Origin of the sequence: Halomonas sp. Mc5H-6 (assembly GCF_024124705.1) — a bacterium.
Taxonomy (GTDB): Bacteria; Pseudomonadota; Gammaproteobacteria; order Pseudomonadales; family Halomonadaceae; genus Vreelandella; species Vreelandella subterranea.
In genome coordinates, this window is sequence record NZ_JAMXSI010000002.1 from 149,489 (window position 1) to 172,773 (window position 23,285).

Sequence of the window (23,285 nt, forward strand, 5' to 3'; positions counted from 1 at the left end):
ATCGCAGTGAAGGCATTTTTATTGAGAGCCGTCCTGCTGGCGTTCAGCATTCCGCTGGCGGGGGTCGCGTCCTCGTCAGTTGAAAGCCATGCGCCGACGGGGCCGGTGATTCTGAAAGTTGTGGGTGATATTGCCCACACGAATGTCGATGACGAAGCGCATTTTGATCGCAAGATGCTGGAGCAACTGCCGCAGCATGATTTTGCCACGAGCACGCCCTGGACCGACAGCCGGAATCATTATGAAGGCCCGCTGATGCGCGACTTGCTGGCACACTTGGGCGTGGAGGAGGGCAACGTCAATGTCCTGGCGCTGAATGGCTACGAGGCTGAAATCCCGGTCAGTGATTTTTATGACTACGATGTCATTCTGGCACTCAAACGCGATGGTGAGGCGATTCCAGTCCGAGAATACGGCCCGCTTTGGGTCCTGTATCCCTTTGATCAGGATGACGCCCTGCTGAGTGAGAAAATGCGCTTTCGAGCCGTCTGGCAGGTGATGCTGATTAATGTCCTCTAGCGTTCCCTTGACGCATTATCCTCGTTTGCTGCGCTACCCTTGGCGCTTCAAACTGGTTGCCATGGCCGCGGTAGTGCTGTTTGCGGCAGCCCTGGTCGTGGCGACAATCGCCGCCTGGCGGCAGGATAACCTGACCCAAACACTGCGTGAAGACACTTCCTGGGTGGTTTATAAGCTGGACCGCGATGCGGTCCAGTTGCTCAATCAGCTACTCAACGCAACCCGGGGGCCGATAGCGCCGAGTGCTCAGGATGAATTGGAACTGGGATTTGAGCTGCTCTATAGCCGCCTTACCTTGCTCAATGAAGGAGAGGTCAGCGAGTTGCTCAACCGCATGGAGCCTGCGCGCCAGCTACTCGATGATATCCAGCAGCAGCTTGACACTCTCGACCCGATGTTCGAGCCCCACGAAACTCTCGAGCAGATGCCGATCACCGCGTTGGAAACCGAGCTGCAAGCGCTGACTCGGCTCACCGAACGGCTGGTGATCACCATCAATGGTTATCTGGCAGAGTCTGCCACGGAAGAGCGCGCCCAGCTTAGCCTGCTGTACAAGCTGTTGATGAGCCTGATTATGGCAATGAGCCTGGCGGCATTGCTGGTGGTGGTCTTTCTGGTGCGGGAAATGCGCGAGAGCGCCGCTGCACGGCGAGACCAGGAAGCGATGAGCCGCCAATTGGAAGTCACCGCCGAGCAGGCCCAGGCAGCCAATCAGGCGAAATCCGACTTTCTCGCCATGGTGAGTCATGAAATTCGCACGCCGCTCAATGGCGTCATCGGAATGAGCGAATTGTTGCGGGAGCCCGCCAATCGGAGGCAGGTCGAAGATTACGCCAATACGATCTATGACAGTGCCAATCAGTTATTGGCGATGATCAATGAAATTTTGGACTTTTCCAAAATTGAAGCCGGTCATCTTCGTCTTGAGACGACAGCCACTGCGGTCAAGCCGCTGCTGGAAAGCGTCGTGGCGCTGTTCAAGCCAAGGGCTGAAGCCAAGGGGCTGATGCTCACGACCGAGGTGGATGAACAGGTGCCTACCTGGGTAATGGTGGATGCCGGTCGTCTACGGCAAATTCTGCTCAACCTGCTGGCCAACGCCATCAAGTTCACCGATGACGGGGCGGTCTCTGTGCGGGTCTCGGCCACGGCTGACCATTTACTCTTCGACGTCAGTGATACGGGCTGCGGCCTGACCGATGTACAACAACAGCGTCTGTTCGAGCCTTTCCAGCAGGCCGATGCATCGGTCGCCCGGCGTTTTGGCGGCACCGGCCTGGGGCTGGCCATTTCCAAGCGGTTAAGCGATGCCATGGGGGGCCAGTTGAGTGTTGATAGTCAGCCGGGTGAGGGCAGCACCTTCCGCTGCCAACTACCCCTGGAGGAAGCGACGCCCCAGCAGCGCACGGAGCTTCCAGCCCCTTCGGCCCAGCCACATTTCGCCGGTACGTCACTCCTTCTGGTGGAAGACAACGCTATCAACCGCAAAGTCGCCACTGAATTGCTGGCGCGTCTGGGCTGCGATGTGGTCTGTGCTGAAAGTGGCCATGATGCGCTGGCCATGGTGGCGGCTCAGCGTTTCCACCTGATTTTTATGGATATTCAGCTCCCCGATATGGATGGCCTGGATGTCACCCGCAAGCTGCGTGCACAGGGCGGTTGGCTGGCCGAGGTGCCCATCGTGGCCATGACCGCCGGTGGTGTTGAGGACGACCGGCAGCGTTGCCTGCAGGCGGGCATGAACGACTACATCACCAAGCCGCTATCAACGAATGCGTTGAGCAACGTTCTCGCGTTTCAGTTGGGTGAGGCTACGGACGCTTCTCTGCAATCCACTGCGTCTTCAAGCGATGACACTCTGCTCAATGGGGACACCTTGGCCAGCCTTTCCAGTAACCTTGACGAGGATCATCTGCGCGAGCTTATTGCCCTGTACCACCGGCAAGTCGAGGATTATCTGGCACAGTTTACGGCTTACCTCGAGTTTGACACCTTGTCTGACGAGCACACCCAACAGGTTGCACGTCTGGCCCATCAACTGCGCGGTGAAGCGCTGAGTATCGGGGCGCATCAGGTGGCGAAGCACGCCAAGCGGCTCGAGATACTGGTCGCCAAGACGACGGCTACCGGCGAGCTGAATCACGCCCTGGGTGAGCTGCGTCAGACGGCCGCCCGTACGCATTTGGCGTTGGAGAAATGGCAGCGTGACGACTTCTCTCGCTAACCACGGCACTGTGGTGGTCGCCAGCCGATCGGCAAATGCCGAGCAGGCAGTGCAAGCATTGGCCGAGGGCCTCAGCCATGCCGATCTTGGCGGCGTCATTTTTTTCTGCAGTGCCGAGTATGATCTGGATCGTTTATCGGCCGCGCTGGACCGCGCTTTTCCGACGGTACCGGTCAGTGGCTGCACCACAGCAGGCGAGATTACCCCCGAGGGATATGATCGCGGCAGCATTGTAGCGATTGGCTTTGATCAGCGGGTATTCGCCATGGAAGCGTCGCTGGTCGACGATCTGGACCGTTTTGCGCTGAGTGACGCCCAGCCGCTGGTCGATGACTTGACCGAGCGCTGCCGTCGTCGGGCGCTGGCACCGGTGAACGAGCACAGTTTTGCGCTGACCTTGCTGGACGGGCTTTCAAGCCGTGAGGAGCAGGTGTTGGCGACCCTGGACGCAGCCCTGGGGCGTATACCCAGCTTTGGCGGCTCCGCCGGTGACGATAACCACCTTGCCCACACCCATGTGTATGCCAACGGGCGCTTTCACAGCCGTGCCGCCGTGGTCGTCATGATCAATACGTGTCTACCGTTTGAAGTGTTCTCGACCCATCATCTGTTGCCGTTGGTGCATAAGCTGGTCGTGACCGAAGCGGACCGCGATCGCCGCCGCGTGGTGGAACTGAACGGCCTTCCCGCGGCCAGTGTCTACGCTGACTTGGTCGGCGTCTCGCTAGAGGCCCTCGTGCCCGAGGTATTTGCACGGCACCCCCTCGCGGTACAACTTGGGGGACAGCATTTCGTGCGCTCGATTCAGCGCGTGAACGACGACGGTAGCCTAAATTTTTACTGTGCGGTGGAAAACGGCATTGTCCTGACGGCAATGCAGCCTGCTCCGTTACTGGATGATCTCAATCGCATGCTTGAGGGGGTGACGGCACGGTTGGGGCCACCATCGCTGATGATTGGCTGCGACTGCTTCTTACGCCGCATGGAGCTGGAAGCGGTCGACCATCTAGAGCAGGCCTCGGCACTGCTGCGCCGCTCGCGGGTGGTGGGGTTTAACACCTACGGTGAGCAGCACCACGGCATGCATGTCAATCAAACCTTTACAGGAGTGGCACTTGGCACTCTTCCAACTCTCGACGAGTGACGACACGACACTCAGCCCCGAGGCTTTACGCGAAGAAAATCGCCGTCTGCGCAAAGTGTGCCAGGCGCTGATGAGCCGCGTGGAATCGGGCAGCGGTGCCGATGGCGCGCCTTACGCGGCTTTCGAGCGCTCCGTTCTGCTGGCCGAACAGGTCAAGGAACGCACCGATGCGCTGCACCGTGCTCTGGACGAGCTGGGGCAGGCCAACGCCCGTCTGCAGGCGGCAAAAGCCGACGCCGACGCCGCCAATCTGTCGAAAACCAAGTTTCTCGCGGCCGTCAGTCACGACCTGCTGCAGCCGCTTAACGCCGCCCGGCTGTTTGTCAGTGCCCTGGAAGCTCATTCCTTGCCCGAGGCATCGACTACCCTGGTCGGCCATGTGGGGCGCTCGTTGAAAGATGTCGAAGGCTTGCTGGGCACGCTGGTGGATATTTCGCGTCTGGATGCGGGGGTGCTGCACGCCGACAAGGCACCCTTTGCGGTCAGCACTCTGCTGGATGCCTTGGCGGAGGAGTACCGCCAGGTGGCGGCCGTGCGAGGCTTGAGCCTGCATTACGTGCCGTCGCATGTCATGGTGGAGTCAGACCTGGCGCTGCTGGCAAGGGTGATCCGTAACTTCTTGAGCAACGCCGTGCGCTATACCGAGCAAGGCCACGTGCTGTTGGGCTGCCGCCGCCGCCCAGAAGGCGTGGAGATCATGGTCGGTGATACCGGCCCAGGGATTGCCGAACAGCAGCGCGAAGCGATCTTCCTCGAGTTTCAGCGCTCCCCGGAGGCCCAGCGCCATCACAGCCGAGGGCTGGGCCTCGGCTTGGCTATCGTCGACCGCATCAGCACCATGCTGGAGCAGCCGGTAACGCTGGCCTCTCGGTCCGGGCATGGCTCGCTGTTTTCAATCACCGTGCCGTATGCGTCTTCCCATGCCGCTTCGTCTCGACGCAGTGCTGAGCCGAGAGGTGCCGTGGCAGACGATGACCCCGGGTCGCCGCTTGCTGAGTGCGTGGTGTGGGTCATCGATGACGATGAGGCGATTATCGACGGCATGCAGGCGCTGCTGGGGAGCTGGGGCTGCCGGGTCAGGGCGGCGGCCACGGCCAGTGCGCTTGAAGCCACCAGTGATGGCGAGACCCCTGACGTCTTGCTGGTTGATTATCATCTTGGCGATCACCGGGAAACAGGCTTGGCGCTGGCGGCGCGCCTGCGCCGTCGCTATCCAGGCTTGGCAGCGGTGGTGATTACCGCCAACCATGATGCGCAACTCAGCCGTTCCGCCCGCGAGGCGGGCATGCACTGCTTGTTGAAACCGTTAAAGCCGATGCGCCTGAGGATGCTGCTGGTCAGCCTGTTAATCCCACAGGGCAGCCAGGGTTAGCGCGTCGTGCGGCTGGCCAAGTAAAGCGGCAGGTTCGCCTCGCCCGCCATCACGATGGCATGGACGCGGCTGGTGGCTTCCAGTTTGCGCAAGATCGCCGAGACGTGGGTTTTGACGGTCGTCTCGGCAATGCTTAGTTCGCGGGCGATCAGCTTGTTCGACATGCCCTGGGTCATGCAGCTCAACACCGCAAGCTGCTTGTCGGTCAACCGGGCGAGCTTGTCACCGGCCGGGTGTTCGGTGGCTGCCGATGGCCTGGATTCGGCCGGCGGCCTTGCGGAGGGAGGGCGGCGCATGACATCGGAAGGCAGGTAGAGCTGCCCTTCGAGAATCTGGGTGAGCGCACTAATCATGGCCTCTCTAGGGGTTGATTTGGGGATGTAACCCACAGCGCCCAGGCTGATCGCATCCAGTACTAGCTGACGCTCCTGATGCGCCGAAATAATCGCCACCGGCAGCCAGGGAAACGCCTCGCGCAGGTGGGTCAGGCCGTCGAGGCCTTCCGCATCGGGCAAGCTCAGGTCGAGCAGCAGCAAGTCCAGGCCGTCGTGCTCGCTAATCAGGGGGATGGCAGAGGCGAGGCTATCGGCTTCCAAAAGTTGACTATGCGGCAAGCCGCTGCTGACGACCACCTGCAGCGCGTCGCGAAACAGCGGATGATCGTCTGCCACCAATAACGAATACATGGCGTCTCCTACCAAGGGATGAGGGCGCATCCTGCCAACGGGGTATATCGCGTTGCGCCCGTCTGACCAACACTGCATGAGCAACCTTTAATAATCATAATACGCAGGAGCTCAATAATGATATACGCCAATCCTGGTGATGCTGGTTCACTGGTATCGTTCGAAAAACGCTACGGCAATTACATCGGCGGCGAGTTTGTCCCCCCGGTGAAGGGCCAATACTTCGATAACGTCAGCCCGGTTAACGGCCGAGTGTTTTGCGAAATTCCCCGCTCAAGTGCCGAGGATATCGACAAGGCCCTGGACGCGGCCCACAGCGCGGCACCTGCCTGGGGCAAAACGTCGGCACAAGAGCGCAGCAATATCCTGCTCAAGATCGCCGACCGCATCGAACAGAACCTGGAAATGCTGGCCGTTGCCGAAACCTGGGATAACGGCAAGGCGGTGCGCGAAACCCTGAACGCTGACCTCCCGCTTGCCGTTGACCACTTCCGCTACTTTGCCGGCTGCATACGCTCCCAGGAAGGCACGGCGGCGGATATCGATGCCAACACGGTTTCTTATCACTTCCACGAGCCGTTGGGCGTGGTAGGCCAGATTATCCCCTGGAACTTCCCGATTCTAATGGCGGTTTGGAAGCTGGCACCTGCACTTGCGGCGGGTAACTGCGTGGTGCTCAAACCTGCCGAGCAGACGCCAGCATCGATTTTGAAAGTCGTCGAATTGATTGGCGACCTGCTACCTCCAGGCGTGCTCAATATCGTCAACGGCTTTGGTGCCGAAGCAGGCCAGGCACTGGCCAGCAGCAAACGTATCGCCAAAATCGCCTTTACCGGCTCCACCCCGGTCGGCTCGCATATTCTGAAGTGCGCAGCGGAGAACATCATTCCCTCCACCGTGGAGCTGGGCGGCAAATCCCCCAATATCTACTTCGCCGATATCATGAACGCCGAGCCGACGTTCATTGATAAAGCGGTCGAAGGCCTGGTGCTGGCGTTCTTTAACCAGGGCGAGGTGTGTACCTGCCCCTCTCGAGCGCTGATCCAGGAAAGCATGTACGATGAGTTCATGGCCAAGGTCATCGAGCGTACGCAGACCATCAAGCGTGGTAACCCGCTGGATACCGACGTACAGGTAGGCGCGCAGGCGTCTCAGGAACAGTTCGACAAGATCATGTCGTACATGGATATTGCCCGCGACGAAGGCGCCGAATTCCTCACGGGTGGTAACAAAGAGACCCTGGACGACAGCATCAACAGCGGTTACTACATTCAGCCAACGCTGCTGAAGGGTAATAACCAGATGCGTGTCTTCCAGGAAGAGATCTTTGGCCCGGTGGTAGCGGTCACCACCTTCAAGGACGAAGAAGAAGCGCTGGCGATTGCCAACGACACCGAGTTTGGTTTGGGCGCCGGCGTGTGGAGCCGCGACATGAACGTCGCTTTCCGCATGGGTCGGGGCATTCAGGCCGGGCGTGTCTGGACCAACTGCTACCACCAGTACCCCGCCCACGCGGCCTTCGGTGGCTACAAGAAGTCTGGCGTTGGCCGCGAAACCCACAAGATGGCACTGGAACACTATCAGCAGACCAAAAACCTGCTGGTCAGCTACGACATCAATCCGCTGGGCTTCTTCTAACCAGCTCCGTAAGTCACACCGTCCGGCATAAGCCGGGCGGTGTCTCACTCTCCCTGACGCTGAATTTTCCGATAATGGCCATTCTTGCAATGGCCGTGTCGAAAACTATTAGGAGTTGCATCATGGATAGCACAATGCGCGCGGCGGTGGTTCGTGAGTTTGGTCAGCCATTGGCGTTAGAAGAAGTTGACGTACCCCGCCCCAAGCAGGGTGAAGTATTGATGAAAGTGGCGGCCTCTGGGGTTTGCCATACCGATTTACACGCCGCTCACGGCGATTGGCCGGTGAAGCCCTCTCCGCCGTTCATTCCCGGCCATGAAGGCGTGGGTCATATCGTGGCGGTGGGGGAAGGGGTCTCCCATGTCAAAGAGGGCGATCGTATTGGTGTCCCCTGGCTCTATTCGGCCTGCGGTTACTGCGAGCACTGCTTGGGCGGTTGGGAAACCCTGTGCGAGTCCCAGCAAAATACCGGTTACAGCGTTAACGGTGGGTTTGCCGACTATACCCTGGCGGATGCGGGCTATGTCGGCCGCCTGCCGGACGCCGTTGATTTTGTTGAAATAGCCCCGGTACTGTGCGCAGGGGTGACGGTCTATAAAGGCTTGAAAATGACCGATACCCGCCCTGGCCAGTGGGTGGTGATTTCGGGGATTGGTGGCTTAGGCCATATGGCGGTGCAATACGCCAAGGCCATGGGGCTTAACGTAGCGGCGGTAGATATCGACGACGGCAAACTGGCCCTGGCCGAGCGCTTGGGCGCTACGGTAACCGTCAACGCCATGCAAACCGACCCGGCGGCCTATCTGAAGAAGACCATTGGCGGTGCTCACGGCGCACTGGTCACCGCGGTATCGCCGAAGGCGTTCGATCAAGCGCAAAACATGCTGCGTCGCGGCGGCACGCTGGTACTTAATGGCCTTCCACCCGGTGACTTCCCGCTGCCGATCTTTAGCACGGTGCTCAACGGTATTACCATTCGCGGCTCCATCGTCGGCACGCGCAGCGACTTGCAAGAAGCGCTGGACTTCGCCGCCGAAGGCAAGGTTAAGGCCACGGTGGCCACCGACACGCTGGATAATATCAACGATGTCTTCCAGCGTATGATCGACGGCAAGATAGAGGGCCGCATCGTGCTCGATATGGCGAGCTGAAGGGCTATGTGAGCAGACGGGGGAGGCAAACTCCCCCTTTTTATCGCTAACGTTGTCATGGCACCGATGCGATTAATTCCCCGCCGTTACCGAACTGCTATTACGCCAGCCCAACCAACGGCGCGCCATGCGCTCGGCGTGGGCAAGGTTGCTGACGACCGCTAACTTACCCGCTTCACGCTTAATGCCTGCACGTTTGATTTTCAGCGCCATACGCGGCGGCAGCCCAACGAATATAACGCCTACGTCTTGCTCACCCAGTTCCCGTCGCAGGCTGTCCAGCGCCACCATGGCGGTGGTATCCAGGCTCGGCACATCGCGCATATCCAGCACGACAATCCGAATGCTGTGATCAATGGCTCTTAGCGTGGCAATGGCCTTTTCGGCCGCGCCAAAAAACATCGGGCCACTGATCTTATAAAGCGCCACTTCCAACGGGAAGTATTCAGCGGTGTCGGGTGCGGTCAAGCGCCGGGTATGGGTCAACTGGGCCATACGGCGAATAAATAACGCCGCTGCCAAGCCAATGCCGACCGCCACTGCGATAACCATGTCGAAGATCACCGTCAATGCAAAGCAGATTACCAGCACGGCGACATCGCTGGCGGGGGCGCTTTTCAGCGTATGCACAAAGTGGCGCGCCTCGCTCATGTTCCAGGCAATGATAAACAGCAGGGCGGCCAGGGCGGCCATGGGAACGTAACCCAGTACACCCGCCAAAGCGACCACGGCAAGCAGTACCACCAGCGAATGCACCACCGCGGCGACAGGGGAGCAGGCACCGCTTTTGATATTGGTCGCGGTGCGGGCCAGGGCCGCGGTAGCGGTAATGCCGCCAAAGAAAGGCACCACCATATTGCCCAGGCCCTGACCAATTAGCTCGGCGTTAGGGTCATGGCGGGTGCGGGTCAGGCCATCCGCCACCGCGGCACACAGCAGTGACTCAATGGCCGCCAAGAGCGCAATCGCCAGTGCCGGACCGAGCAACGACTGAATCAGCGCAAAGTTGATCTCAAGGGGGGTGCCATCCGCCCCAGGAAAATGCCATGGTGCTGAAAAAACAGGCGCGAAGGGGGGAATGCCACCGCCGGTTTGGCCTTCGAACTCCCAACTGAAACGTGAGGCGATGGTATCGACTTCAACGCCACTCATCATCATCAGCGCGGCCATCAGCGTCCCCATCGCCAAACCGACCAGCGGGGCCGGGACGGGGGTATTCAGGCGGGGCCAGATGATCAGCGTCGCCAAGGTGATAAGCCCGACACTGACCTCTGCGGGTGAAAGACGGGGTAGCGCCTGGCCGATCAGCATCAGGTTATGCAGGGTGCTATCGCCAAGCTCGATGCCAGACAGACCCAGAAAGTCCGGCAGTTGCAATAGCGCAATCACCACGCCGATACCCGCTGTAAAGCCGAGAATCACCGGATAAGGCACGTACTGAATCAGGCTGCCCAGCCGCGACACCCCCAGTGCGACCAAGATGGCACCCGCCATCAGTGTGGCAATCAGCAGCCCGCCCAGGCCGTGGCTGGCCACGATGGGAAACAGGATGACCACAAAGGCGGCGGTAGGGCCGGAGATATTGAACCGCGAACCGCCAGTCAAGGCGATCACCGCGCCTGCCACGATGGCAGTGTAGAGCCCATGTTGAGGAGGAACGCCGGTGGCAATTGCCAGCGCCATGGAAAGCGGTACGGCCACTACGCCAATCGTGAGCCCCGCCATTATATCGCGCTTCAATTTGCCAAGGGTGTATCCTTCACGCCAGGTGCGGATGAGTGCGCTACCAGGCACCGGAAAAATGTAACGCGAACGGGACATGCGATAGGCCTCCTGGGTGGGCAAGCAAATCAACCTGTTACGTTACTCTGCTCATTGAATTTGCACAACGGGACGTTATGCATGATGGGCATTTTGCGATGGTTTGCCGCAGGCAGCTGTCCGGTGGGCGTCCAGCTATTGCCGCTTGCGATGCAGTTGCATGGCGTTGCACAGGCTGACAGTTTCGCCAAGTGGTTCGATGCGGCCGATTCACAAAAGGCCTTTGACTTTACATTGGAGTCTGTGTGACCGATATAGAAACGCCGGATCTTCACCAGCAGCGCCTGCTATACGTCGCCGAGCAGCTCCGTGCAACCCAGGCCCAGAACGTATTGGATTTAGGCTGCGGCTCTGGAGGGTTGTTGCAATATTTATTGCAGGTGGAGCAGTTTGAGCGCGTCGTTGGCGTGGAACTGGACGGTGAACTATTAGCGCAAGCCAAATTTCGTCTGGCGGATTTACCCCGAGCAAAGCAGTGTCTAGAGCTAATCTGTGGCTCGTATACAGATGACAAACAACCGCTCAAGCACTTTTCAGCCGCGGCGATGGTGGAAACCATTGAGCATATCCCACCTGCGCAACTGTCGGCTTTGGAAAAAGCGGTGTTTGCCAACTTTCGGCCTGCCTACCTGGTGATTACTACGCCCAATGCCGACTATAACCCGCTGTTCGGGTTAGAAGAGGGCGAGTACCGAGATCCGGACCACAAGTTTGAATGGTCACGGGGGCGTTTTCAGCAGTGGGCAAGGGGCGTTGCCAAGCGCCATGGCTATCGAGTGCGCTTCACCGGTATTGGTGAGTGGCATGACGCACTGGGTCAGCCGACCCAGTTGGCCCACTTTACCCATCAGTTGACAGAAAAAACGCCCTCTCAGCCATCGGGCCGGGAGGGCGTGGGACGCTTGGTTTAAGGTTGAGTGGACTCTTCCGGTGGTTCACCGATAGTGCCCGGCATAGCCTGTTGATGGCCTGCCAGCGTCAAGAAGTGCAGGTGGCGTTCGTACTCGGCCACCAGGTCACCAATCACCTGACCACGGGTATAGCCGTTGAGGTCTTTATCCTGGCCGCCTTCGGCAAGGAAGACATCCAGCCGCACGTAAAAGTCGTCGTCCGCCGGGATGAAGCTTGGCGTCCGCATGCGGTGTGGGCAGACCTGGTAGACAAAACTGGTGGCGTCGCCAAAGTCGACCTGCAGCATCAACTTGGGCAGTGATTCGCCCTCCAACTGCTCTTCGCTGACGTTAGCGGTCTGTCCACGGCTTTCCAGTTCCTGGGCAAACTGCGTCATGGCCGGACGAATCGAGTGCTCGATGGTGGCCGCCGCACCTGCACGGTTGGACGTGTCCAGCGCCCGGTCAAGGCGCTCGCGCCAGTCACCGCCGGAGGCGCCGCCGGCAATCATGCGGCGTGCGTCGGCCTTGCTGCCTTCAAGCTTCAGGGCTTTGACCATGCCCACCATGATGGCAAAAATCACCAGTGAGAACGGCAGGGCGGTAATCACCACGGCACTTTGCAGCGCGTTCAAGCCGCCTGCCATCAGCAGCGCAATGGTGATCAGGCCAATGATGGCGGACCAGAAAATGCGCAGTTTGATCGGCGCGTCGTGGTTCACGTCGCTGAGAATGGAGGTGAAGTTGGCCAATACCAGCGCGCCGGAGTCTGCCGAGGTAATAAAGAATACAATCCCCAGGATAGTGACCACAGCCGCCGTAATGCCGACGTACGGATAGTATTCAAGCAGGGTGTAGAGGGTGGTTTGCGGCGTATTGAGTGCCTGTTCGCCAAGCTCCGTGATGCCCTGGTTGGCGACGAGTTCGATACCGCTGTTGCCGAAGATCGACATCCATACCATCATGAACGCCAGCGGGATGAACAGCGCACCGGCAACGAACTCACGAATGGTGCGGCCACGTGAAATACGCGCCAGAAACAGGCCGACAAACGGCGTCCAGGCAATCCACCAACCCCAGAAGAAGATCGTCCACCACATTTTCCATTCTTGAGCGCCTTCACCGTCAAACGCATAGGTATTGAAACTGGCGGCCACAAACCCGGATAGGTAATCACCCGCGTTGTTGACCACTTTATCCAGCAGCATCAGCGTATCGCCGGAAAACAGCACAAACAGCATCAGCGCCAGTGCCAACAGCATATTGAACTCGGAGAGTCGGCGGATACCTTTCTCAACGCCAGTGACCACGGAAATCGTCGCTAACACCACGACCAGCACAATCAGGATGATCTGCACGGTGAGGGTTTCCGGCACGTCGAACATGTAGTTCAGGCCGTAGTTGAGCTGCATGACGCCAATGCCCAGGCTGGTCGCGATACCGAACACGGTGGAAATCACCGCGGTAATATCAACAGCGTTACCGATAGGACCATGGATACGCTTGCCCAGTATGGGATAGAGGGCACTGCGAATTGCCAACGGCAGGCGGTGGCGGTAGCTGAAGTAAGCCAGCGCCATACCCATCAACACGTAAAGTCCCCAGCCGGAGAGTCCCCAGTGCAGATAGGTTTGAACGACGGCATTACGCATGGCGGCCTGGCTTTCCGGGGTCAGATCCGGTGGCGCCAGATAGTGGGCAACCGGCTCGGCAACGCTGAAGAACAGCAGATCGATACCGATGCCCGCGGCAAACAGCATGGCCGACCACGACAAGAGGGAAAACTCCGGTCGTGAATGGTCAGGCCCCAGCCGAATGCTGCCGTAGCGCGACATGCCAATTAGCGCGACGAATACCAGGTACGCGACAATCGCCAGCATGTAATACCAGCCAAAGGTTTTGCTCACCCAGGCAAGGCCAGCATCGAAAAAGGCGCCGGCCTGCTCGGTGAAGAGCATGGTCAGTACCAGAAAGACCACAATGCCTGCCACGCTACCGTGGAATACCACGGGGTTGAGGCGGTCTCGGGAGGGGAGAACGGGGTTGTCTTTCGCCATGGAGGCGGACTCCTGTTGTTAGACAATAATGGAATAGCGATCAAGCAATTTTATTTTGAATGAACGTTCAAATAAAATACGCGCTTTACCCTTTGCCTTCAAGTCCGTGTTTCAGTTCCCCGTATTGCTGCGTTGACTGGCACCAAGGGCGAGCCTTGGGTGATCAAGCGCGCTACATGGTCAGGCTAGAAATAGAAATGCCCGGCAGAACCGGGCATTAAGCGTATTGGCGATGGCATAAACGCGCTTATTGGCTATCGTCTTCGTCACCATGATGACGTTTGCCGTGGCCTTGGCGGTATTCTTCACGGGCCTCGTGCATGGCGTTGCGCAGGGCTTCCTGCTCGTCCTCGGTCAGAATCTCGTTCATACGCGTTTGGTGGGCATCGCGAACGTCTTTCATTTCATCACGAAATGTTTCGTGGGCCTCGTTCAGTGCTTGCTGCTTATCCTCGCTGAGCGCCGCACGTTCGTAAACGTCCTGACGGTGCTCTTCCATCCTTTCTTCCATGCGCTCGCGGTCATGGTGAGGTTTCTCGCCGTCGTGATGATCCGCCTGGGCGGTCGCGGCCAATGGCAATAAGGCGGCGGCGAACAGCGCCGAGGCAGCGAATTGACGAAGTGAAAGGGTCATGACGTATCTCCTGGTGGGTTGACGCTATGAGTATTGTCCGGCCGGGTGCAAACCCTTTGCAGGGAGTGTGCAATAATCGTGATCTTGGTAGGCTCGCTGCGGGGGCAGGGGATCTTTCAAGGAGAAATGCTGTGTTGAATATATCGCGGTGGTCTTGCTTACGACGTTGCAGTGCCGTGAGTGCCTTGGCATTGCTGTTGAGCGGCTGCGGTGTCACGCATCTTGCCAGCCAAGGTGAGCCCGCCAGTAGCGCTGACGAAGATACCCATCAGGCGCTGCCCTACCAGCGCCTTCCGCCCACCCCCTATACGCCTGATGCATGGCCTGAAGCGCTCAACGCCGAGGTCTTTTTACCGGCGTCACCTAACCGGAGCCGTCGCCCCGCGGCGCTGATTGTCCACGGTGGGGGGTGGCGCAATCGTGGCCCAGAAGATATGCGAGGGATTGCCGAGCAGCTGGCTGCGCAGGGTTATGTGGCGGTGAATATCGAGCACCGCTTTGCGCCGAGCTACAAGTTTCCCGCGCAGTTGCATGACCTGCAGCAGGCGATGGCCTGGATACACACCAACGCGGATGAGTGGCAAGTCGATACGCAGCGCATCGTGGGCGTAGGCTTTTCATCCGGCGCGCACTTGGTGAGCCTGCTGGCACTGGCAGGATCGGAAGGGCCGCTGGCGGAGCCCTACGGAGGGGAGCAGAGCCGCTTAGCCGCCGTGCTGGCCGGTGGCCTGCCCAGCGATTTGCTCAAATTTGATGACGGTCGCTTGGTGGTCGACTTTATCGGTGGTACCCGCGCTGAAAAAAGTCAGGCTTACCGTCTCGCTTCCCCCGAGCGCCAGATAACGCCGGACGCGCCGCCGTTTTTTCTCTTTCACGGCACCTGGGATCAGTTAGTGCCGGTGGACCATGCGGAAGACTTTTATCAAACGCTGGTCGACAACGGCGTTGAAAGCGAGCTTTACCTGTTGCATGGGCGTGGCCATTTCGCCAGCTTTCTGCTGCGCGGTGGCGCGATAGAGGCGGGGATTGCGTTCCTTAACGACCAGGTTTCCCCCTGAGCAGTACTGGCCGCTAACCTTCCGGCTGGTACTTGTAGCCGACCCCGTACACCGAGCGGATAATCTCCTGCTCGGGGAGCGCTTCGTGGATTTTCTTGCGCAGCTTCTTGATGTGGCTGTCCACGGTGCGCTCCGAAACGATCCGGTTGTCTCGGTACATGTGGTCCATCAGCTGCTCGCGGCTGAAGATACGCCCCGGTGCCTGCATCATCACCCGCAACAGCTGAAACTCCACGGCGGTCAGCCCCAGGTCGTGACCCTGTGCCAGCGCTTGCCAGCCGTCTTCGTCAAGTGTTACCAGCGCCTTGCTCGCCGCTTGCGGGGTATTGTCGGCGGCCGCCTGGCTTCGCCGCAGTACCGCCTTGACACGGGCAACCACCTCGCGCGGGCTGAACGGCTTGCACATGTAGTCGTCGGCGCCCAGTTCAAGCCCCAGCAGGCGATCCACCTCCTCGACCTTGGCGGTCACCATGATAATGGCGATATGCGGCCACTGGTGGCGAATCTCGCGGCACAGCGTCAGGCCGTCTTTGCCGGGCAGCATCAGGTCGAGCAGGATAAGGCTGGGGGTCTGCTGGTCAAGCCACGGCATCACATGGTCGCCGTGGTCGAGGGTGGTCACCTCAAAGCCATGGGTGGTCAGGTAGTCTGCCATCAGGCGGGCAATTTTGGGTTCGTCTTCCACGACCAGTAAAGAGGCATTATCCATCATGGGCAAGCTCGCTTTAAGAAAAAGGACTGGATCAATTATCGGTGTTCAGCAACGGGAAGCGAAGTGTCCAGCATAATCCACCCAGCGTCGAATGAGAGGCCGAAAGGCTGCCACCATGGGCATGCACCAGGGCACTGGCGATCGACAGGCCCAGGCCGCTGCCGCCGCTTGAACGGTTACGCGAGCCCTCGACCCGATACAGCCGTTCAGTGAGCCGCGCAAGTTCGCTATCGGGCACCCCAGGCGCACTGTCTTGCCAACTGACCACGGCCTCGTTTCCCTCCTGGGTCAGGGTGACGTTGAGTGAGCCCGGGGCGCTGGTATAGGCGCAGCTGTTATCCATCAGGTTATCCCATAGTTGGCGCAGGCGCTGGGCATCGCCGCGAATCATCATATTGGGGTCGATCTGCCGGGTCAGGCTCATGTCGCTGTCGTTCAGCCAGCGTTCGGCATCTTCCAGACGTCCCGCCAGGGCATCGCTTAGGTTCATTGGCGCCAACTGGATATCCAGCGCGCCAGCATCGCTTTGCGAAAGCAGACGCAGGTCGGCGACCAGCCGTTCAAGCTGATCCACTTCCTGGCCGAGGGACCCAAGGCTCTCCTGATTCAGCGGACGAATGCCATCCTGCATGGCTTCAATTTCACCGCGCAACACCGCCAGCGGGGTGCGGAGCTCATGGGCGGTGTCAGAGACCCAGCGGGCACGGGCGTTGCGACTTGCCTCCAGGGTGGCTGCCAATACGTTGAAATCGCGGGCCAAAAGAGAAAGTTCGTCACGGCCACGCTCAGGCAGGCGGCTGTGGTAATCACCTTCGGTCAAGCGCTGGGTGGCAGTGGCGAGCGCCCGCGTGCGCCGACCCAGCCACCAGGACAGTCCGCCGGCCAGTAAGAATGAGGCGACGCCCAGGGATAGAACGATAATCAGCAGATTGCGCTGCTGGCGTTCCAGGAAGCGGTTTTCCATGCGCTCCATGACTTGTTGGGGCGGGCGAAACCCGAGCTTCCCGATCTCTTCGTCGTCGCTGCGTAGCGTGAGCCAGTGCCAGTTGCTCTGACTAGCATTATGGGGTGGTATCACAAAACGTTCATCGGCATCGCGCAGAACAAAGTCCTGTGCCTCGCCGAGGGGGCTAGGGCGATCACGGTGCTCCTGGCCCAGGGCGTGACGCACGACCATCGGCCAGCGTTCCGGTGAGCGCTCGAGCCATGCCCAGCTTTGCCGGGGCTGCCAGCGCGTGACCAGGCTGTCGGCCAGCAAGGTGGCCCGGCGCTCCTGAGCCTGATTAAGATACTCAAGAAAGCCTCGGTCGATGCTGTACGAGACGGCCAGAAAGGCGCCAGTGGAAATCGCCACATTGACGCTCAGGATGATCAGGAACAACTTCAACCCCAGCCGCGAGAAGCGCCAGCGAAAGCGACCCAGGGATGAGCGCAACGAGATCAACGACATTAGTTAGCTCCTGCTGAATGCGGCTGTGGCGGGGTGCGTGTCCGCTCGCGCAGATTCTCGAGGCTCAGGTAGAGGCACGGCACCAGAATCAGCAGAATCAGCGTGGCGAAAAGCATGCCAAAGCCCAGCGAGATCGCCATGGGAATCATGAAGCGCGCCTGCCGGGACGTCTCCAGAATCATCGGCGCCAGCCCCAAAAACGTGGTCAGAGTGGTCATCATGATGGGGCGCAGCCGACGGGTGGCGGCGGTGACGATGGCTTCACGCGCTGCCATGCCCTCGCGCCGCTTGCGGTTGGCATAATCAATCAGCACCAGGGCGTCGTTAATCACCACGCCGGAGAGTGCCAGCATGCCGAGCAGGCTGATGATCGACAAGCCAAAGCCCATGAGCATGTGGCCGACAATGGCCCCGACGATACCAAAGGGGATCGCGGCCATCACCAGTAGCGGTTGCAGATAGCTTTTGAAAGGGATCGCCAACAATGCATAAAGTGCGGCAATCATCAGCCACATGGAGGTGCGCAACGTCGCTAGGTTATCGGCGGTATCCTGCTGGCGCCCGCCCAGGGTGACCTCAAGCCCCGGCCAGTTGGCTTCCAGGTCGGGGAAAACATCCGTCTGTAGGGTGGCGAGCACCTGGTTGATGGGGAGATCATCCTCGGCATCCGCCGTGACGGTGATAACCCGCCGGCCGTTAATCCTCTCAAGGCCGCTGGAGGCCTGGCTCAGCGAGATATCCGCAACCCGGTAAAGCGGCACGCTGAGGCCGTCGGGCGTGCGCACCGGTAGGCGGTAGAGTTCGTTCAGGCTATTGCGGTTTTCTTCGGGCAGGCGTACCTCGACGCTGACTTCGCTGCGCCCGACAAACTGCTCCAGGGCCGTGGCACCCTGGAGGGGGCCGCGCAGTGCCTGGGCCAGGTCGCTGCCGGTAAGGCCCAGCGAACGGCCTTCGGAGGATAGGCGCATTTCAAGTTGCGGTTTGCCATCGCCCAGGCCGCTGTCGATATCGATCAAGCCGTAGTTGCCCAGTGAATCAGCCAACTGGTTGGCCGCCCCTTCGAGCACCTGGGTGTCAGGGTGTGACAGACGTAAGCTGAGCGCCGCACCGCTACCGGGCCCGCCTGCATCTGAAGCAAAGCGCACCGACTGAGCGCCAAGTAAATCGCCGGTTAGCTCGCGCCACTCCCTGGCAACTCGGGAAGGCGGCCAGTCCTCAAGGCTTTCTGGCGCAATCTCCAATTCTACCTGCAGACTCTCACCGTCCAAGCGGGTATGGGTGCTGCTGAAGTGCAGAGACGCCTCACGTTGACTCAGTCGATCGCCAGCCTCCAATAGCTGTTGGCTGAGCTCGCGGCTAACGCTGATATGGCTTCCAATGGGCAGTGTCACGCTGGCTTCGACCTCATCGGACTCGACCCGAGGCATCAGCGAGAAGCCAAGGCGTCCGCTCATGCTCCAGGCAAGCGTCACCAGCAAGATGACGATTCCCAGCACGACGGTCAGCCAGCGGACATTGAGCGCCCGCTGCAAAAAGGGCTCGAACTGATGATAGGTAAAGTGATGAAGCCCGCCTTGCATGCGTTGGCGCAAGGCTTCCAGCGGGCGTTGCCAGGTGGGTGTCTGGCGGGGTTTGCGACTATGGGCCAGGTGCGCGGGCAGAATGAACAGTGCTTCGGCCCAGGAAATCAGAAAGACGGTGATGACCACTACCGGAACGGTGGCAAAAATCAGCCCCAGGAAGCCGGGCAAGAACAGCAGCGGTAGGAAGGCGACGATGTTGGAAAGAATCGCAAAGGTCAGTGGCGTGGCGATTTCCCGGGCCCCCTTGACCGCCGCATCGCGAAGCGAATAGCCCTCTTCTCGGTAGCTGTAGATATTTTCACCCACCATGATGGCGTCGTCGACCACAATGCCCAGCGCGATGATAAACGCGAACATCGATATCATGTTCAGCGACACGCCGATCCAGGGGAGGAATAGCATCGCGCCCAGAAATGCCGTGGGAATGCCAAGCGTGACCCAGAAGGCCAAGCGCGCTTCCAAAAACAGCGCCATTAATACCAGGACCAAGGCCAGACCCATCCAGGCGTTTTTCAGCAGCAGGCTCAATCGGTCTTCGTAGACAGCCGAGCTGTCCCGGGAAATTTCCAGGCTGACACCTTCGGGTAAACCGGCACGTAGGCGCTCGAGCTCGCCGTTGACGGCTTCTGAAATGCTGGTCGGCGTTTGGTCGCCAATCTGGTAGACATCCACCGAAAGGCCGGGTTGGCCGTTATAAAATTCCTCACGGTCGGTCTCGGCAAAGCCCTCGCGGACATCGGCGATATCGCCCAGGCGAATTGGCATACCCTGGGTGCTGGTGAGAACCGGCAGCTCGGCGAAGGCAGCGGCGCTGTTACGTCGCCCCTGGTAGCGCACTAGCCATTCACCTTCGTCGGTGGTCAGTTGTCCGCTGGCCAGGTCCAGCGCTTCCTCACCAATCACATTGGCAAGCGCCTGGTGATCAAGGCCGTAGCGCTCAATGGCTTCGTCATCCAGCAGCACCTGGATTTCCCGGGCGCGATTCCCCGATAGCTCGGCACGGGAAAGGCCGTCGGTGGCCTGTAGTTCGGCGCGGACGTTTTCCGCGGCATCGTGGAGCGTGCCCAGGTCGGCCTGACCGAAAACCTGCAGGCTCAATACGCTTCGCGCACGGCCGGCCAGGGTGAAGCGGGGTGGGTCAGCGGCGTTGGGCAGCGTCGTAATTGCGTTAACCGACTGCTGAATATCCTGATAGGCGCGCATCACGTCGATGCCATCCACCAGTGTGGCGCTGATATTGGCGCTACCCTCGCTGGCGCTGGATGTCAGTTCATCAATGCCTTCGACGTCGGAGATGGCTGCCTCAACGGGCAGCAGCAGGCTCTGTTCGATATCTTCCGGCGTGGCGCCCGGGTAGCTGATGGTGACCTGGACCACCTCGGTTTCAAATGCCGGGAAGATCTCTTTCTTGATCGCCAGCGACGCCATGAGCCCGCCGACAATAAACAGGATCATCAGCAGGTTTGGGGCAACGCCATGGTCGACCATCCACGCCAGGGGGCCTTTTCGCAGCATCAGCTGTCACCCCCGGTGTCGTTCGATGGGGTGTCGCCGCGTTGTCGGATACGAACGCGCTGACCTTCCCTGGGTTGGGCCAACCCCGCTGTCACGACGCGTCGGCCATCGGCCAGGCCGCTGCTGACCAATGCCTGATCCTGGCCGCGATAGGCGAGCGTGACGTGACTACGCTGCAGGCGGTCATCATCGTCGACCCACCACACCTGTTCGCCCGGCCGCAGCGCGGCGGAGGGCAGGGCGATGAGGTCAGGCTGGGGGCTGGTGGCAAACGAGACGCGCAGCACATCACCCAAGCGCAGAGCCGGGCCTTCGGTGTTAAGCGCCAACGGGTCATCAACGGCAATCAGTAGCTGTGCCTGCAGACCGTTTTCTTCCAGCGCGGGAAGGATGGAGACCAGCGTTCCTTGGCGCTGCGCGTCCGTAGGCCAGCCGCTGCTGGACAAGCTGACACGGCTGCCTTCCTGCAGCCAGTCAAGCCACTCTCCCGGCAGCGAGGCACGCACCCAGAACTGCTCGACGCCCACCAGATGCAACACCTCGGTGCCCTGGCTCAGCAGGCTGCCCGCGCCGACCAGGCGCTCCTGTACCATCGCCTGCCAGGGCGAACGCAGGGTGGCCCTGTCCAGGTTCAAGGCGGCCTGGTCGCGGGCAACGCGGGCCTGGGCAACCAGCGCCTGGGCCTGGCGCAACTGGGGTTCTCGGAGTACCAAGGCGCGGCGTTCGGCGGAAAGCTGGCGTCCGAAAGACTCATACTCACTGCGGGCGCGTTGCTGCTCTGCCTGTTCAAGTGCCAACTGCGCCTGGGCATCGGCTAGCTGAGCCTCGGCATCTTCCAGTGCCAACTTTAGGTCAGCCTGGTCGATGTACGCGACGGGGGTATCCTGTTCGACCACCTGTCCAGGCACCACGCCCTTGGCAAACCGTTCGAGCTGACCGGCGACCCGGCTGGCGAGCATGGCTTCCTGCTCGGCCTCAACGCGGCCAAAGCCCTGCAGATCAGGCGAACGGGCAGCGGATGATACGCTGACCACATCGACCAGGGGAGGCGTCGGTTCGGGCGGGGGCTGGCGTTCGATACGCGGGGGCTGAGTGACGATCCACCATGCCAGTGCCGCCCCCCCTATCAAAACAAACAGCGCGACCACCGCGCTTGGCCGAATGCGACCATGTTGTGATGGTGAGGGAGGTTGATGATCTGTCATGGTCGCGGGTTATCCATTGGCCGAAATCGAAACTTAGAGCTATTGGGGCGTATCATGCTAGCATCACCCTGTGTCACGCAGCGATTAGGTAAGCAATGTGTAAATTGCGTGCAACTCGCCCCGCGCAGCGCCCATCTTGTCGCAACGTGGCTCAAGGCTACTTGGCTGACACTTTATTTGCTAACAATAGACTGACTGGTCTACTTTTGACGATATGAAAAATACCGCTACGCGCGACAAGCTCATTGAGACCGGTGCCGAACTGATTGGCCAGCACGGCTATAATGCCACGGGCATCAATGCCGTTTTAAAAACCTGCGGCGTGCCGAAGGGGTCGTTTTACCACTATTTCTCGAGCAAAGAGGCGTTTGGCCTGGCGGTGATCGATCAGTTTGCGACGGCCTATGACGCCCAGCTTGCCGAGCTTCTGGGAGACTCCACCCTACCTGCGCTTGAGCGGCTCAGGCGCTATTTTGCGGCGGGTCGTGAGCATATGTGCGATTGCAATCATGCGACCGGCTGCCTGATTGGCAACCTCGGGCAGGAGCTTTCCGGGCAAAGCGATACCTTTCGCGACGCTCTGGATCGCGTTTTCCAGCGCTGGGAACAGTATTTTGTCGCCTGTCTGAAGGACGCTCAAAAGGCCGGCGAACTCAGTGCGGCGTTGCCTGCCGATCACCTGGCCAGCTTTATTCTCTCCGGCTGGGAGGGCGCGATTCTGCGTGCCAAAACGCTCAAGTCTGTCGAGCCGATGGAGCAGTTCGAGACGATCCTGTTTCAACAGGTGCTGGTTTCTGACGATTAATGCCTGGCTCTGAAGTGATGCTCATCAGCTGCCACATCGTTTTGGGTGGCAGCGATCAGGGCGTCATCCAGGGAAGGGTCCTCCGGGTTTATCAAGCCGCACTGTGCCAGCGCTTCGCGTAGGCTGACCTGTTCATCCAGGCGCTGATACACCACCCGCACACAGCAGGGCATGCGTTCGCTATTATCCGCCACGCCCATTTTCAAGCCCGTCAAACGCGTCACCTGACTCTGAAAGCTCGGAAACAGAATCGTCTGGGTGATTTCATGACCGTTGAGCGTTTCGTGGTCGACCAAAAAGAGCCGATCAGCAAGCTTGACCGCGGTGCCTACATAGCGGTTGTGGCACGAGCGAGCGCCAGGCAGGGTCTGCATCCGCTCGGTGCGCTGATAGACCACGCCGCCCTCCCGTGCTTCCAGGCAAACCAGGGTCCGCATTAACAGCCCCGGCCGCGACATCGAGCGATAAAGCTCAAAGTAGCGGCCGATATAGCGTTCCATGCCTTCGCGGCCACGCTGAATCAGTGCGTTAGGCCATGGCAATGTGGTTGGGTCTTCCCTGTTGAGCTGACCGGTTTGGACCAGGGCACGAAAATCAGAGTGGGGAAGGGCAATATCACCGGTGGTGACACCAAAAAAGTGGCAAATGCGCTGAAGCGCCGCGTGGCTGGGCCGATAGCGCCCACTCAGGTAGCGGTTAAACTGAGCACGATTGATCGCCAAACGCCGACAAACTTCAGCAATGGACGGGTAGTAGCTGCAGAGTAGGCGCAGATTGGCCACAAAATCGTCATGCATGGGGTGACTCGATTCTCTCAGTGT

General features: G+C 59.8%; 19 protein-coding genes. 10 read left to right on the plus strand and 9 right to left on the minus strand.

The window, feature by feature from the left end; translation table 11 throughout:
* Positions 1-6: 6 nt before the first annotated feature.
* The 4 genes from NH395_RS04150 to NH395_RS04165 are packed head-to-tail and all read left to right on the plus strand — an operon-like array spanning position 7 to position 5,259.
* Positions 7-519, plus strand: a complete 513-nt coding sequence (locus NH395_RS04150; protein ID WP_366065131.1) for a molybdopterin-dependent oxidoreductase — start codon at positions 7-9, stop codon at positions 517-519.
* Positions 509-2,743: an ATP-binding protein gene (locus tag NH395_RS04155; protein WP_253022611.1), complete on the plus strand. Its 2,235-nt coding sequence runs from the start codon at positions 509-511 to the stop codon at positions 2,741-2,743. Before NH395_RS04150 ends, NH395_RS04155 begins: the two co-directional genes overlap by 11 nt.
* On the plus strand, positions 2,724-3,887 hold the full coding sequence (nosP, locus tag NH395_RS04160; RefSeq protein ID WP_253022612.1) for a nitric oxide-sensing protein NosP: 1,164 nt from the start codon (positions 2,724-2,726) through the stop codon (positions 3,885-3,887). The genes NH395_RS04155 and nosP overlap by 20 nt, the downstream gene beginning before the upstream one ends.
* Entirely contained in the window at positions 3,859-5,259 is a 1,401-nt protein-coding gene (locus tag NH395_RS04165; protein WP_253022613.1) for a hybrid sensor histidine kinase/response regulator, read from the plus strand. Before nosP ends, NH395_RS04165 begins: the two co-directional genes overlap by 29 nt.
* Here NH395_RS04165 and NH395_RS04170 read toward each other — a convergent pair.
* Positions 5,256-5,945 carry a response regulator transcription factor gene (locus tag NH395_RS04170; RefSeq protein ID WP_253022614.1) on the minus strand — a complete coding sequence of 230 codons (690 nt, stop codon included), beginning with the start codon at positions 5,943-5,945 and terminating at the stop codon, positions 5,256-5,258. The genes NH395_RS04165 and NH395_RS04170 overlap by 4 nt on opposite strands.
* A gap of 117 nt (positions 5,946-6,062) precedes the next feature.
* Here NH395_RS04170 and NH395_RS04175 point away from each other — a divergent pair, with 117 nt between their 5' ends.
* On the plus strand, positions 6,063-7,583 hold the full coding sequence (locus NH395_RS04175) for an aldehyde dehydrogenase family protein (RefSeq protein WP_253022615.1): 1,521 nt from the start codon (positions 6,063-6,065) through the stop codon (positions 7,581-7,583).
* 122 nt (positions 7,584-7,705) lie between these two features.
* Positions 7,706-8,734, plus strand: a complete 1,029-nt coding sequence (adhP, locus tag NH395_RS04180; RefSeq protein ID WP_253022616.1) for an alcohol dehydrogenase AdhP — start codon at positions 7,706-7,708, stop codon at positions 8,732-8,734.
* Between the two features lie 72 nt (positions 8,735-8,806).
* Here adhP and dauA read toward each other — a convergent pair whose 3' ends face one another.
* The gene (dauA, locus tag NH395_RS04185) at positions 8,807-10,555 is read right to left on the minus strand and encodes a C4-dicarboxylic acid transporter DauA (protein WP_253022617.1); all 1,749 of its coding nucleotides are present in this window, start codon (positions 10,553-10,555) and stop codon (positions 8,807-8,809) included.
* A gap of 81 nt (positions 10,556-10,636) precedes the next feature.
* Between dauA and NH395_RS04190 the strand changes: the two genes are divergently transcribed.
* Both NH395_RS04190 and NH395_RS04195 read left to right on the plus strand, forming a co-directional pair.
* Positions 10,637-10,804, plus strand: a complete 168-nt coding sequence (locus tag NH395_RS04190; protein WP_253022619.1) for a hypothetical protein — start codon at positions 10,637-10,639, stop codon at positions 10,802-10,804.
* Positions 10,801-11,466, plus strand: coding sequence for a methyltransferase domain-containing protein (locus tag NH395_RS04195; RefSeq protein WP_253022621.1), 666 nt, complete (start codon positions 10,801-10,803; stop codon positions 11,464-11,466). The genes NH395_RS04190 and NH395_RS04195 overlap by 4 nt, the downstream gene beginning before the upstream one ends.
* Here the strand turns inward: NH395_RS04195 and betT are convergent.
* Together betT and NH395_RS04205 are read right to left on the minus strand one after the other, a co-directional pair.
* Positions 11,463-13,502, minus strand: coding sequence for a choline BCCT transporter BetT (betT, locus tag NH395_RS04200; RefSeq protein WP_253022623.1), 2,040 nt, complete (start codon positions 13,500-13,502; stop codon positions 11,463-11,465). The two genes, NH395_RS04195 and betT, sit on opposite strands and share 4 nt — an antisense overlap.
* Before the next feature lie 247 nt (positions 13,503-13,749).
* Positions 13,750-14,136, minus strand: coding sequence for a hypothetical protein (locus NH395_RS04205; RefSeq protein ID WP_253022625.1), 387 nt, complete (start codon positions 14,134-14,136; stop codon positions 13,750-13,752).
* A gap of 176 nt (positions 14,137-14,312) precedes the next feature.
* On the opposite strand from NH395_RS04205, the gene NH395_RS04210 reads away from it, so the two are divergent.
* Positions 14,313-15,194 carry an alpha/beta hydrolase gene (locus NH395_RS04210; protein ID WP_253022627.1) on the plus strand — a complete coding sequence of 294 codons (882 nt, stop codon included), beginning with the start codon at positions 14,313-14,315 and terminating at the stop codon, positions 15,192-15,194.
* A gap of 13 nt (positions 15,195-15,207) precedes the next feature.
* Here the strand turns inward: NH395_RS04210 and NH395_RS04215 are convergent, their stop codons facing one another.
* From NH395_RS04215 to NH395_RS04230, 4 genes are read right to left on the minus strand one after another with little or no spacing between them, the layout of a single operon-like run.
* Positions 15,208-15,906, minus strand: coding sequence for a response regulator (locus tag NH395_RS04215; protein WP_066322555.1), 699 nt, complete (start codon positions 15,904-15,906; stop codon positions 15,208-15,210).
* Between the two features lie 31 nt (positions 15,907-15,937).
* A complete protein-coding gene (locus NH395_RS04220) occupies positions 15,938-17,356 on the minus strand; it encodes an ATP-binding protein (RefSeq protein WP_253022629.1) in 1,419 nt (472 codons plus the stop codon).
* Positions 17,356-20,454 (minus strand): efflux RND transporter permease subunit, encoded by a 3,099-nt coding sequence (locus tag NH395_RS04225; protein ID WP_253022631.1) that lies wholly within the window; start codon positions 20,452-20,454, stop codon positions 17,356-17,358. The genes NH395_RS04220 and NH395_RS04225 overlap by 1 nt, the downstream gene beginning before the upstream one ends.
* Positions 20,454-21,659, minus strand: a complete 1,206-nt coding sequence (locus tag NH395_RS04230; RefSeq protein WP_253022632.1) for an efflux RND transporter periplasmic adaptor subunit — start codon at positions 21,657-21,659, stop codon at positions 20,454-20,456. Before NH395_RS04230 ends, NH395_RS04225 begins: the two co-directional genes overlap by 1 nt.
* Positions 21,660-21,873: 214 nt before the next feature.
* On the opposite strand from NH395_RS04230, the gene NH395_RS04235 reads away from it, so the two are divergent.
* A complete protein-coding gene (locus tag NH395_RS04235) occupies positions 21,874-22,464 on the plus strand; it encodes a TetR/AcrR family transcriptional regulator (protein ID WP_253022634.1) in 591 nt (196 codons plus the stop codon).
* Here NH395_RS04235 and NH395_RS04240 read toward each other — a convergent pair.
* The gene (locus NH395_RS04240; protein WP_253022636.1) at positions 22,461-23,261 is read right to left on the minus strand and encodes a helix-turn-helix transcriptional regulator; all 801 of its coding nucleotides are present in this window, start codon (positions 23,259-23,261) and stop codon (positions 22,461-22,463) included. The genes NH395_RS04235 and NH395_RS04240 overlap by 4 nt on opposite strands.
* Between the last annotated feature and the right edge of the window lie 24 nt (positions 23,262-23,285).